The organism is Flavobacterium sp. LC2016-01 (assembly GCF_009711135.1).
Classification (GTDB): Bacteria; Bacteroidota; Bacteroidia; order Flavobacteriales; family Flavobacteriaceae; genus Flavobacterium.
This window is the reverse complement of the sequence record NZ_WMIC01000008.1, coordinates 19,580-32,810: the sequence shown is the minus strand read 5'-3', so window position 1 is coordinate 32,810 and position 13,231 is coordinate 19,580. Positions and strand designations below refer to the sequence as shown.

The 13,231-nt window shown below is 33.5% G+C and carries 10 protein-coding genes; all 10 read right to left on the bottom strand.

From position 1 onward, the window contains the following. Positions 1-33: 33 nt before the first annotated feature. The 10 genes from GKZ88_RS16370 to GKZ88_RS16325 all read right to left on the bottom strand — a co-directional run bounded on the left by GKZ88_RS16370 (position 34) and on the right by GKZ88_RS16325 (position 13,221). Positions 34-324, bottom strand: a complete 291-nt coding sequence (locus tag GKZ88_RS16370; RefSeq protein WP_155103429.1) for a transcriptional regulator — start codon at positions 322-324, stop codon at positions 34-36. Positions 325-328: 4 nt separating this feature from the next. Beyond that, positions 329-943 carry a hypothetical protein gene (locus GKZ88_RS16365; RefSeq protein WP_155103428.1) on the bottom strand — a complete coding sequence of 205 codons (615 nt, stop codon included), beginning with the start codon at positions 941-943 and terminating at the stop codon, positions 329-331. Between the two features lie 327 nt (positions 944-1,270). Continuing rightward, positions 1,271-2,197 carry a magnesium transporter CorA family protein gene (locus tag GKZ88_RS16360; RefSeq protein ID WP_155103427.1) on the bottom strand — a complete coding sequence of 309 codons (927 nt, stop codon included), beginning with the start codon at positions 2,195-2,197 and terminating at the stop codon, positions 1,271-1,273. 222 nt (positions 2,198-2,419) lie between these two features. Further along, a complete protein-coding gene (locus GKZ88_RS16355) occupies positions 2,420-3,307 on the bottom strand; it encodes a tetrahydrofolate dehydrogenase/cyclohydrolase catalytic domain-containing protein (protein ID WP_155103426.1) in 888 nt (295 codons plus the stop codon). 166 nt (positions 3,308-3,473) lie between these two features. Then, positions 3,474-4,826 (bottom strand): signal recognition particle protein, encoded by a 1,353-nt coding sequence (ffh, locus tag GKZ88_RS16350; RefSeq protein WP_133525404.1) that lies wholly within the window; start codon positions 4,824-4,826, stop codon positions 3,474-3,476. Between the two features lie 338 nt (positions 4,827-5,164). Next, the gene (locus tag GKZ88_RS16345) at positions 5,165-6,847 is read right to left on the bottom strand and encodes an MBOAT family O-acyltransferase (RefSeq protein WP_155103425.1); all 1,683 of its coding nucleotides are present in this window, start codon (positions 6,845-6,847) and stop codon (positions 5,165-5,167) included. A 1-nt stretch (position 6,848) separates the two neighbouring features. After that, complete coding sequence (locus GKZ88_RS16340) at positions 6,849-8,267, bottom strand: GDSL-type esterase/lipase family protein (protein ID WP_155103424.1); 1,419 nt, start codon at positions 8,265-8,267, stop codon at positions 6,849-6,851. Next, positions 8,260-9,741, bottom strand: coding sequence for an SGNH/GDSL hydrolase family protein (locus tag GKZ88_RS16335; protein WP_347343890.1), 1,482 nt, complete (start codon positions 9,739-9,741; stop codon positions 8,260-8,262). Before GKZ88_RS16335 ends, GKZ88_RS16340 begins: the two co-directional genes overlap by 8 nt. Positions 9,742-10,018: 277 nt before the next feature. Continuing rightward, entirely contained in the window at positions 10,019-11,098 is a 1,080-nt protein-coding gene (locus GKZ88_RS16330; RefSeq protein ID WP_155103423.1) for an HmuY family protein, read from the bottom strand. A gap of 17 nt (positions 11,099-11,115) precedes the next feature. After that, the gene (locus GKZ88_RS16325) at positions 11,116-13,221 is read right to left on the bottom strand and encodes a TonB-dependent receptor (RefSeq protein WP_155103422.1); all 2,106 of its coding nucleotides are present in this window, start codon (positions 13,219-13,221) and stop codon (positions 11,116-11,118) included. Positions 13,222-13,231: the final 10 nt, after the last annotated feature.

Sequence of the window (13,231 nt, the reverse complement as noted above, 5' to 3'; positions counted from 1 at the left end):
ATTTCAAAGTTATTAAACAAAAAAATAGAGTTATTACGATTTCATTAATTTTTCAAGATAAGAAAGGTGCTCTTTGAATGCCGCGCGGCCACGCGGTGTTACCTGATAAGATGTTTTAGGCTTTTTGCCCACAAATTCTTTCTTAACCTCGATATATTCTGATTTTTCTAACGCGGAGGAATGACTTGCTAAATTACCATCGGTGATATTCAAAAGCGTTTTCATCTCGGTAAAATCTACCCAGTCGTTAACCATCAGAACGGACATAATACCCAGTCTGACACGGCTCTCAAAATCTTTATTTAGTTTATCAATAATTCCCATTGGGTTATTTGTATTTTTTGAACATCACTAATCCGTACGCGATATGCAGGATTCCAAATCCAAAGATCCAAAAGATTAAACCATATCCAATATAGAAAAGCGAAATACATCCTAAAATTAGTTCCGAAAAGCCTAAATATTTTACATCTGAAAAAGTGTATTTTTCTGCATTTACAACTGCAAGTCCGTAAAATATTAAAGTTGACGGCGCAATCAAACCGTAATTTCCTTGATAGATTAAAGCCAGACAAAATATTCCTCCAACGGCAAGCGGAACAGCTAAATTGAACAGCATATTTTTTGTTGCCGATGTCCAAATAGGCAAATTGTATTTTCGGCTTTTTCTGATGGTAAAAAAGGCTCCAAATACAAAAGCACATACTAAAATTACAACACCAGTTAAGAATAAATGAAAAACCAGTTTACCAGACAATAAAATGTGATCATCTGTAAAATATTCAATACCATTTATTTTAAAAAGCTGGTAAACATACAAACCGCCTATTAAGGCCGTAAGTCCAGCAAAAACTCCTGAAAGTCCGCTTAAGGATATAAATCTTGAAGAACGCTCCATCATGGAACGAATATGCGCTAAATCTTCTTGGTGTTTCTGATTCATAATTAAAGTACTTTGCAGTACAAAGTTATTATTTATTTTGAATTGGCAAGCTAAAAAAAATAATTTTTTATTTATCCGATTGAAATTATACCTAAAAGGTTTTGTCCCGAAGCTTCGGGATTGAAGGAACGTACGATCTTAAGAACTACGAGTTGCGTGAGGGATAGGAGCTGGCTACCGAAGTAGCGCGGATAGCCCGACCGTATTTGTGAAAGGCGCACCTAAGCGGTTTGTTAAATAGCGCCTTTTACAGATACGGTCACGCCCAAAATATAAAAGCGAAAAGCCCATTCTTAACGAACAGGCTTTGTTATTTAGGTATTGGAATTAAAACCATCTTCTTCTTTTGAATAAAAAGACTCCAAAAGCGGATAAAATTATGGAGACTAAAAGCAAAATCCAGATTCCGTATTTGCTTTCTTCCAAACCATTTGGCACGTTCATTCCGTACAAACTGGCAATTAGGGTTGGAATCATTAAAATGATTGAAATGGAAGTCATCTGCTTCATGATGTTATTCATATTATTTGAAATTACAGAAGCATAAGCGTCCATCATTCCAGTCAAGATATTACTGTAAATATTGGCCGTATCCTGCGCCTGGCTTAATTCGATTTCGACATCTTCTAACAAATCAGAATCGTAATCTGCTTTATGCGCTTTTAAGTTTTTGATGCGTTGAAATAATACGTCATTTGCCTTTAAAGAGGTAATAAAGAAAACCAAACATTTTTCGATTTGAAGCAAGGCCTGCAATTCTTCGTTTTTGATTGATTTTTCTAAATTATCTTCGGCAAGTTTAATTTTTTGATTGACTTGTTTTAAATATTTCAGATACCAAACGCTTGATGACAGAAGTAATCTCAAAACCCAGTCAAAATTATCCTTAACTTGAATGTTTTTACGTTTTGAATACAACATAAAATCATGTATAATTTCTGTTTTGTAAAAGGTAATCGTTACGCAAACATCATCTTTAAAAATTACTCCTAATGGAATGGTTTGAAAAGGAAGTTTAATGTCGTTGCTTTTTATAGGAACACGCATTATAATCAAAGTCCAGCCGTCTTCAATTTCTATACGGGGTCTTTCGTCGATATCTTCGATATCATTGTAGAATGCTTCGGGAATTTGAAGTTCTTCTAGTAAATATTTTTTTTCTGCTTCTGTTGGAGATTCAATACTAATCCAGCAATTTGGAGTCCATTTTTGGATTTCTACCAATCCGTTGTTGTTTGTGTAAAGGGCTTTCATTTCAAAATACAGGGTTTTACTGCAGCATTTTGAAATTTCAAAAGCTGCTTTAATTAAATACTAACGAATAATAATCGTCCATTTGGAGAAGTGTTATTTTTTTTAAGTGGTGCAAAAGTATCCTTTATTTTTAAGACCCAAAAGTTTAAACTATTAATTAAATATTAAAAACAACAAAGCCTGCTCAAACGAACAGGCTTTTTTTAGTATTTTGAAAAGAAATTATTTATTTCTTGCGCTTCTCATTTTGCGTGCTAAAAGCGTATTTTTAAGCAACATTGCAATTGTCATTGGTCCTACTCCACCAGGAACTGGTGTAATAAATGCAGCTTTTTTGCTTACTCCGTCAAAATCAACGTCACCTTTTATAACATATCCTTTTGCGTTCGATGCGTCTTCTACACGTGTAATTCCAACGTCAATGATTGTTACTCCTTCTTTTACCATATCCGCTTTTAAAAATTCTGGAACTCCTAAAGCTGTAATAATAATATCAGCGTTTTTAGTGTATTCTTCTAAGTTTTTAGTACGGCTGTGAGTCAAAGTAACTGTAGAATCTCCTGGGTTTCCTTTACGGCTCATTAAAATACTCATTGGACGTCCAACGATGTGGCTTCTTCCAATTACAACAGTATGTTTTCCTGAAGTTTCAACTTTGTAACGCTCTAACAATTCCATGATACCAAATGGTGTTGCTGGAATGAAACTTTCCATTTCCAATGCCATTCTACCAAAGTTTGTAGGGTGAAATCCGTCTACATCTTTATCAGGATCAATTGCTAATAAGATTTTTTGCTCGTCAATATGTTTTGGCAAAGGCAACTGAACGATATACCCGTCTAAGTTGTCATCTTCATTTAATTCTTTAATTTTAGCAAGCAGTTCTTCTTCGGTAATTGTTTCCGGCAGACTTACTAAAGTTGAATCAAATCCGATTTCCTGACATGATTTTACTTTACTTCCTACGTAAGTTAAACTTGCACCATTGTTACCAACCAAAACTGCAGCTAAATGAGGTACTTTTCCTCCCGCAGCTTTTATAGATTGAACTTCGATTGCAATTTCGTTTTTAATGTCGTTAGATGTTTTTTTACCGTCTAGTAGTTGCATTGTTTTGTTTCAAGTTTTAATTGTGTTGTTTCAAGTTTCATGTTTCATGTTTCATGTTTCATGTTTCATGTTTCAAGTTGAAACGAAACCCTCTTTCTTTTATCGAAAAAAGTTTCAAATTTCAGTCTCAAAACTTGAAACCTGAAACTTGAAACTTTTAATTTTATTATCTCGGCATTCCGCCTGGCATTCCTTTCATGCCTCCCATCATTTTCATCAAGTTTTTTCCGCCCGGACCTTGCATCATTTTCATCATTTTGCTCATTTGGTCAAACTGCTTCATTAACTGATTTACTTGCTCGACTTTCGTTCCGGAACCTTTAGCGATTCTGGCTTTTCTTTTTACGTCGATTATGGCAGGTTTGCTTCTTTCAATTGGTGTCATCGAGTGAATGATTGCTTCGATATGTTTGAAAGCATCATCTTCAATTTCTACATCCTTCATGGCTTTTGAAGCACCTGGTATCATTCCAACCAAGTCTTTCATGTTACCCATTTTTTTAACTTGCTGAATCTGCGTTAAGAAATCATCAAAACCAAATTCGTTTTTAGCAATTTTCTTTTGAAGTTTTCTAGCTTCTTCTTCATCAAATTGTTCCTGAGCTCTTTCAACAAGCGATACAACGTCTCCCATTCCTAAGATACGCTCAGCCATACGTTCTGGATAGAAAACATCAATTGCTTCCATTTTTTCTCCAGTACCAACAAATTTGATTGGTTTGTTTACAATCGATTTGATTGAAAGCGCAGCTCCACCACGAGTATCACCATCTAATTTCGTTAAAATAACTCCATCAAAATTTAAGATATCGTTGAAAGCTTTTGCAGTGTTTACTGCATCTTGTCCTGTCATAGAGTCTACAACGAACAATGTTTCCTGAGGTTGAATTGCTTTGTGAACACGTGCAATTTCGTCCATCATTTCCTGATCTACTGCAAGACGTCCGGCTGTATCGACAATTACGACATTGAAACCGTTTGCTTTTGCGTGTTTGATTGCGTTTTGAGCAATTTCAACAGGATTTTTATTTTCTGGTTCTGAGTAAACCTCAACACCTATTTGATCTCCAACCACATGCAACTGATTGATCGCCGCAGGACGGTAGATATCACACGCTACAAGAAGTGGTTTTTTATTTTTCTTAGTCTTTAAAAAGTTGGCTAATTTTCCAGAGAAAGTAGTTTTACCAGAACCCTGAAGTCCTGACATCAAAATAACAGTTGGATTTCCTGATAAGTTAACACCAGCAACATCTCCACCCATTAATTCCGTCAACTCATCTTTTACCAGTTTTACTAATAATTGTCCTGGCTGTAATGTTGTAAGTACGTCCTGACCAATTGCTTTGTCTTTTACTCTAGCTGTAAAATCTTTAGCAATTTTAAAGTTAACATCGGCATCAAGCAATGCACGACGAACTTCTTTTAAAGTATCGGCAACGTTTACTTCTGTAATTTTACCGTGCCCTTTTAATATATGGAACGCTTTATCTAACTTATCGCTTAAATTATCAAACATATTATTTTCTTTATTTGAAGTGCAAAGATAATCTAATTAGATATTTCAAGCAATTTTTATTTAAATGGTTTTAACCGCAAAGTTCGCTTTAATTTAACCGCAAAGAACGCAAAGTATTACGCAAAGCACGCAACTTTTTTTTGCTCGCAATCCCGATAACTATCGGGAGCGAAATCGCAAAGTTTTTTGTTTCTCGCAGATTTAGCAGATCAAACAGATTATTTTTTAGATTGAGTATGAAAAAAATCACTTATATCTGCAAAATCTGCGAGAGAAAAAAAGGCGCAAAGAATAAAACCTTTGCGCCTTTGTTACTTTGTCTCTTTGAACCTTTTAAATTAAAATTGAAAATAAATAAACGGCTGTGATCCCGCTACTGCTGTTGCGTAAACAATCCAGTAAACGAAACCTAGAATTACCGCTTTTATTAACAACGGTGTTTTATCAAAAACAGATTTCATTCCGTTTGTGAAAGATTCTGGCAAGAAATGCCAAACATAACCAAATAACATTAATCCGAATACGTTTTTATAGCCTATAACGATTGTTTTCCAAAGTTCTGGTTCGAATGTTAATTGTCCAATATTATTAATTACCTGCAAGGCTGTTTCAAAATCTCTGGCTCTGAAAAAGATCCAGCAGAAAACCACAAAATGGAATGTGATTAAAATTGAAAAGAATCTCCACAAGAAATTCGGTTTTTTATCTTTTTTAGAAGGAAAAAATTCGACAAAAATTTTATGAATTGCCAAAGCTAATCCGTGCAAAGCTCCCCAAACAATGAACTGTGCTCCTGCTCCGTGCCACAATCCACCCAAAAGCATTGTGGTGAATAAATTCAGATTCGTTACTAAAGTTTGTTTCTTTTTGCTGGAAAGCAGAAATGACAAACAAAAAAGCACTATTGAAACTGATGCAACAATCAGCGGAATTATACTGGTATTGTAACTTGTAATTCCCCAAAGCAATAATCCGAAGAAGAATAAACTTGGGAATAAATATCCGGCGAAAGAACCTTCACGGTTTCCTCCCATCGAAATATATAAGAAATCTTTCAGCCAAGTTGAAAGCGAAATATGCCATCTTCTCCAAAAATCGGTAATCGAAGTTGATTTATAAGGCGTTCTAAAGTTGACCGGCAATTTGAATCCGAGCAATAAAGCGATTCCGATTGCCATATCTGAATATCCTGAGAAATCGCAATAAATTTGAATTGCATAACCATATGAAGCCATCAAATTCTCGAACGAAGTATAACTCATTGGCGTATCAAAAACACGATCAACGAAGTTTATTGAAATATAATTTGAGATTACGGTTTTCTTGATTAATCCGCCAATAATCAAAAACAAAGCATTGTTTACATCTTGTTTTGTCAGATTTAATTTTTGATAAATCTGCGGAAGAAAATCTTTTGCACGTACAATTGGTCCGGCAACTAACTGCGGGAAAAATGAAACGAAAAATAAATATTCGATGTAATTTTTTGTTGGCTTAATTTCTTCACGATAAATTTCGATAATATAACTCATCGACTGAAAAGTATAAAACGAAATTCCGACAGGAAGAAAAACATCATGAAGCTTAAAATTACCATAAAACATATCATTGAAAGTCACAATCATGAAATTCATATACTTGAAATAGCCCAGCAATCCTAAATTCAAGATTACACTGATTACAAGATATATTTTCTTGGTACTGTCTTTTGTTGCTCTATAAATAATCTGGCTCAGTCCATAATCTACAACTGAGGAAAGTAATAAAAGCAAAAAGTAAACACCGCTTGACTTGTAATAAAAGAAAAGCGAGAAAAGAATAACATAGGTTAATCTCAAATAAAATGTTTTGCGTAAAAAAGCATACACAAAATAAAAAACCAGAAATAATCCTAGGAATAAACCCGTATTAAATAATAGTTTTTCGTCTGGATTATAAACAAACCAGCCTTTAACTTGTTCTATTGCAATTGCACCAAAATTTTGGATGAACCAATCATTAATGCTATCTATTGTTATCAATTTAATTCTTTGATTTAAAATTATCGTATGCTTTTAAAACTGCCTGTGCAAACAAGTCGCCTTGTTTTTCATATCCTTTTTTAGAATAATGAACCCAGTCTGGACCAATTAATTTCTGAGTTTTTAATTTCCGAATTCCGTCCATTCCTCCAAATTCATCGTATAAATCCCAAACGGCAAAACCGTCTTTTTCTGCGATTTCCAAAATTTCTTTTGTATAATCTCGAATGTAAGTATTGGGCTTTTTTCTAAGCAAAGATGGCGGCGGCGTCATCACGATTATTGGAACATTTATATTTTGAGCTTTGATATTGCTTATAAATTCTCTCAAATGTCTAATATAACTTTCAGTTTCTAATTTGTCATAACTTTCATTTGTTCCGAGTGAAAAAACAAGTAAATCTGGATGCACTGCTTTCAGCTGTTCAAAAAACAAAGGATATTTATTGTAATCTGAATATTTAGCGCCGTTTACGCCAATACCACTGTATAATATTCCCGGAGCATCTTTTTCTAAAACAATTCCGTTTAATTCGTATTTTGAAACTTCTTTATTCGGAACCAAATAAATTTTCTCTAAAGCTTTATCTGAATTGTAATAATGACAAAAAGAATCTGTTTCTAAATTTAAAGGAACAAATTCAGAACTTTTAATCGTTTTCTGTTTCGTTTCGTTTGTCGGAATTTTCAATGTTCGGCCCGCACGAATATTATTTGATTTTAATCCGTTAGCTTTTTTAATATCCGTAACCGAAATATTGTATTTGTCTGCAATCGTCGAAATTGCTTCTCCTTTTTTAATTTTATGCGTGATTACTTTTTTCTCTGAAGACTGAATCAAATTGACTTGAGATGAAGTTGCTAAATCAAACATATGCTGATTTTGCGGCGTAATAATTTTTATCGTATTAAATTTATAAGCCATGTCCTTCACTCGCAATTCTACTGCAAAACCGCCGTTGTCACGCCAAAGCCCGATACCGCTTAAACCAATAGGAGCATTTTTTGTTGGAAGAATATTTCGATAGCTTTCCCAAGTTCTGTTTGAATAAAAACGTTCATTATAAGATCCGTTTGTCTTAGCAAGCTGATACGGAAAAACTAAACCTCTGCCGGCATTTCCAAATTGCTGCTGCAGTTTTTTACGCACTTCATTGGTCATTAAATCGCCCTGAATATGCGAATCGCCAATATGAACAATGTTTATTTTTTGATTGTTATGGTTTTCATTTTCCTTTAACTTTTCGAAAAAATCATTTAATACTTTCGCATTATAAATTTGATCATCAGAAGCAGGATCAGCTACGATTGAATCGACTTTATGAATCATATTTTTTGTTGTTGGAAGTGAATCTGTTTTTTGTGTCTTATCATTTGGAGATAAAAAAAGACAACAGAAAAAAATAATCAGTTTATTCATTTACACTATCTTTTATAACAGAGGTAGAATCTGCATTGGTTTTTCGAGCTGCTCTTTTCTGATTCGAAACAGCTTCGCGTTTTTCACGCAATATTTTATATTCTTCGTAACCTTTATTTAATTGAGTATATAATAAATTTCCAATTGCTTTTGCTCCACGCTGGTTAAAGTGCGTGTAATCTTTATTGGCTTTGGCCGGAGTTTCATCAACCCATTTTACCATCGATCCGTCGCCGCCCATCAAAGTATATAAATTCACAAAACCAGACTCCGTATCCAACGCATATCTTTTTTGTGATCGCATTAAAGGCACAACAGCCGAATCTGTTTTCATTTCCAAATCATATTTGGTCGATTTATCTGCTGTTGAAACAATTAAAATTGAAACGCCTGGAAAAGATTCTTTTATCTTATTTACTGTTTTCGTCATTCCTCTTTCGTACCAAGCATAATTTTTGGTTCCGTAATTCAACACGTTCGTTCCGTAATGCAAAATAATCAAATCATATTTCAGACTGCGATTAAAACCTTGCATTACATTGGCATTAAACATCGAAATTGGCAATCCTGAATTTCCTCTTTGAGAGAAGTTATCTACGTGAACACCGCTTCCGTTATCAAAATTGAAACCATAAATTGGAATCGAATCTGCACTTACGAAATTAGCTTTAAAAGCTTTTAAGTGACCCGAATTTACTTTTAAAGTATTAACTAAATTATTCGGATTCAGATTTTTCTTCAGCGTATCTTTTCCGATAATAAAATTCACTTTACCATTTTTAGAAGCTTTTCCGTAAAACAAAGTTGGATTATCTAAAGTAGTAGAATATTTATTAGTTCCAGCTTCGTATTGCACCCAAGTTGGATTGGTTTTATCATTGGCAAAAAACACATGTCCGTTTACTCCAAAAGGGCTTGAAGGTCTTTTCACATTTAAATACGACTGTGTTTTCCAGTTTTTAGAATAAGTAGATTTTACAGAACCGCGCGACGCCGCAGATTCTGAAGTAATCGAAACGAAACCAACGCCATTTCCTCCAAAACGTTCCTGATAATTGCTTCTTACATCTTGAACAATTAAGTCGCCATCGGTCATTGAATCACCGTAATACGCAATTCTGACATTCGATTCTGGATTTTTTTCTAATTGATATAACTTTTCATAAAACGAAATCAGGTATTGATATCCTTTATAATTATCAAAAGTTTCAGATGGAAATTCAATTCCTTCGATATTTTCATAAACGATTTCTTCTTTTCCTTGAGCGTCTTCGATTGCGTCAATGCTGTCGTTTTCTGTTAAAGAATCTTTAGCAACAGCTTCCAAAAGCAAACTGTCGATTAATACGTTTTTCGAATTGATTTTGCTTTCAGAAAAAATTTTATTAGGCAAAACTTGCTTGAATCCAATAAAAGCAACAAATGCTAATGCAACAATGGCGAAAGACTGAAAAAAATATGATTTTGTATTCACTAGTAATTTTAAATTTTAAAGGATTAATTACAAAAACTAATTTGAACGAAATTTCCTCTAATTTATTATGAAAAAATATGTGCAAAGATAAGATTAAACCTTAATTAACAATTGTTTTTAGCAACAAAGTAAAAAACAAAAAAAGAGGCCAGACGAATCTAACCTCTTTATCAAAAAAAAAATAAAAAAAACAAAGCTAATGATTAACTAAATATCGATGCCGAAACATCATAAGTTAAAATGAAATGATCTTTTTAGATTTTTTCATTTTTACGAATTATTTTAAAATTGCATACTCCAAAGTAGTATTTCCTCTTAAACCTGCATCATTTGTCATAGCTAGGAACTTAACTTTATAGTAATTTCCAGCTGCATCTTTTACAACATAAAAACGATCTGTTCTAATACTTGGTAATGAAGTTGGTCCACCACCATTTCTCCAGTTAGCTCCAATTATTCTTTGATCTGTTGCAGAAACAGTAAAGTTTGCTTCAACTACATCTGCTTTTGCAAAAGCCTCATAAGTTTTAACAGAAGTTAATACCTGATAAACTTGTGTTCCTCCTTTTGAGTTTGTAGTAATAAAATCAGCATAACCGTATGTTACTTCACCACTTCCCATGTTTAAGTAATTCGTAAAAGTTGTGAAATTCAAATCCCATTTCGCTTTTGCTGGTTCTACTGAAACAGTATTACCTGAAACTAGACTAAAAAATGAAAAATTAAAGTCGGTATCTTTTGAGATTGTTTTCTCTGTAAAAGTTGTCGAAGTCAAATCAGCATATTGAATTTTATATCCATTTCCGCTTCTTAAGATTCTAACTTTTTTCCATCCTCTTGCATCTCCATCAACACTTACTGAACCAACACCTGGCGTAGTAGTAGAAATTGCAAATCCTAGATTTACTAAGTATACTTTGTTGTCAGCATCTGTAGCAGAAATTTCAGCAATTGCTGTTCCTTTACCTGCTCCCTCGCCAGCTAAAACTCCAGTTGGGTTATCAACATAACCATTAGATACAAGAGTTTCACCTGCTCCAACTGAAACATTTACATCAGCCACCTGAGACAAAGTAATATCTGAAGTAGCTAATTTTTTTACAGCCATTTTAAGAGAACCATTGATGATTACTCTAAAATCTGAACCAGAAGAAAATCCCAAATCCCAAGACGCTCTGTTTACTGATTTAGTTTCTGCAGCACTTAAATCAAGATAAAGTTGATTTGGTTGGTTTGGCCCACCAACAGAAGTCTTCAAAGTTTCTCCCACAGTTGGGATCTCAACTTTATTATCGTCATCATTTGAGCATGATGCTAGTGATAGTAACGCGATTGATAAAAATAATAACTTTTTCATTGTATTCTATATTTATATTAAAGATTAAGGTTATATGCTAATTTTAAAAAGTAAGAACGTCCATATGCGAGCATTACATCTGAGCCTGAAGCATGAGCTCCTGTACTACCATTTGTTCTGTTTACATTAACTATATTAAAAATGTTTCTAGCGCCAAGGGAAACTTCTAAATGATTTTTGAAGAAATTCTGTCTAATTGAAGCATCAAGCCAACTACTTGGATCAACTTCAGACAAAACAAAACCAGAACTTCCTTCGGTAAATTGCTGTGCTTTTCCGTTGTATTTATAATATCCCGAAACAACTGTTTTCCATTTTGGAAACATATAAGAAATACTTGCGTTTAAATTTAAAGTGTACAAAAATGGATCACTCACGCCGTTTTCTCCATTATCAATATTTTGAGAAACCCCAGCTAAAGTCGCACCAATATTAAAAGTCAGATTATCCAACCTAAACTGATTGGTCGAAGAAAAGTTCCACATTCTGTATTTACTAATATTGATAAATTGATACATCGGACTTCCTGTGTCTGGATTATCTCCAACAAATGCCTGATCGATTTTATCTTTTAAATCTAAATAACTTCCAGCAAATGTATTTGCCATTTGCAGTCCAGATGAAAAAGCCGTTACTTTTTTGACACTCACTTCATAAGAAGTACTTTTTTCAGGAACTAAATTTTCATTTCCCACAAAAAAGTGGCCATCGAAAATTTGTTTTGAATATAATTCGTTAAAATTTGGCGTTCTAAATCCAGTGCCAAAAGAACCTCTTAGCTCTAAGCCTTTATCAAATAAATATCTCAAAGCAATTGAGGAAGCGTATTGATTGTCAAATTTTGACTGAGCAGAAAAACGTATTCCTGGTTTTATAGAAAATCGTTCTGTCGCTAAAATTTCTGCAGAAGCGAAGAAATCATAGTTTTCTAATGTTTTTTGAACGGGAACATAAACTTTGTTTGCCTCCTGAACTAGAGAAAAACCTTGATTATTTACAAATTCGTATCCTAACTGAAAATCTAATGTTTTACTTTCAAAAAAGTTATTGAATGTTCCCATCGAAGAAAGCACTTCCATCGATTGGTCTTTTACTCTCACATTAAGTGATTCATCTCTGGTATATAAATTATATCTAAAATCTTCAATATCTCTTTCTTGCTTTTGATGCGTAACGGTAATATTATAATTTACTTGCGAAAACATTTTACCAATAGCATTCAAATTATTAAAATATCGATTTGTAAAATACCTGCTATCTTCAGCATAACGATAAGAGGTAGTATTAAAACCAGATTGCACGGTACTATTATAATAATCTACATCTTCGTCTAAAAATTCAAATCGGTAAAAAAAACGGAAATTAGCTTTTTGATACGAAATCAAAGCTGTACCATTTAATTGCTCTTTTGGCAACCAGCTATATCCTCTAGTACCATCATTTTCTATATAATTTTTGCCATTCTTATCTCCTAAATAACCCTGAAAATCATTTCTATTAATTCCGGCACTTACATACCAATTTTCACTAAAAGTATGACCAATGCGTAAATTCTGAATATGCCTTCCTTCATCAAAAAGAGAATATTCGTCACCAACTGTTTCTTCTTGAGCGGCAACATTAATATCCCATTTATACTTCGAATATTTTTTTGTAATAATATTAAGAACACCGCTTACTGCATTTGCCCCATAAACAACTCCCATTGCACCTTCTACAATCTCGATGCGTTCTACATCATTAAGGTTAATTTGCGAAAGATCAGTATTGTTTCCTAAACCGCCCTCGTTAACCAATGGAACATTATCAACCAAAATTTTAAAATATTGCGCATCCAATCCAAATAATGAAACTGTCGAACGACCACTTGTCCCACTTGGTGTAACTGTAATATTTAAATATTGATTTAACACATCTGATAAATTATTTGCTGCCAAATTCTTGATATCCTTATTAGAAATAACTCGAACATTGTATACAGACTTTTTTATAGATTGAGGCTCGATTTGACCAGTAACAACAACCTCAGAAAGTTTTTCCTGAGAAACAATACTATCTTTTTGCTGAGCAAAAGAGTAAGTACAAAAAAGAAGTCCAGCAAAAAAGGTAATTTTAATTTTCATTATTTTTATT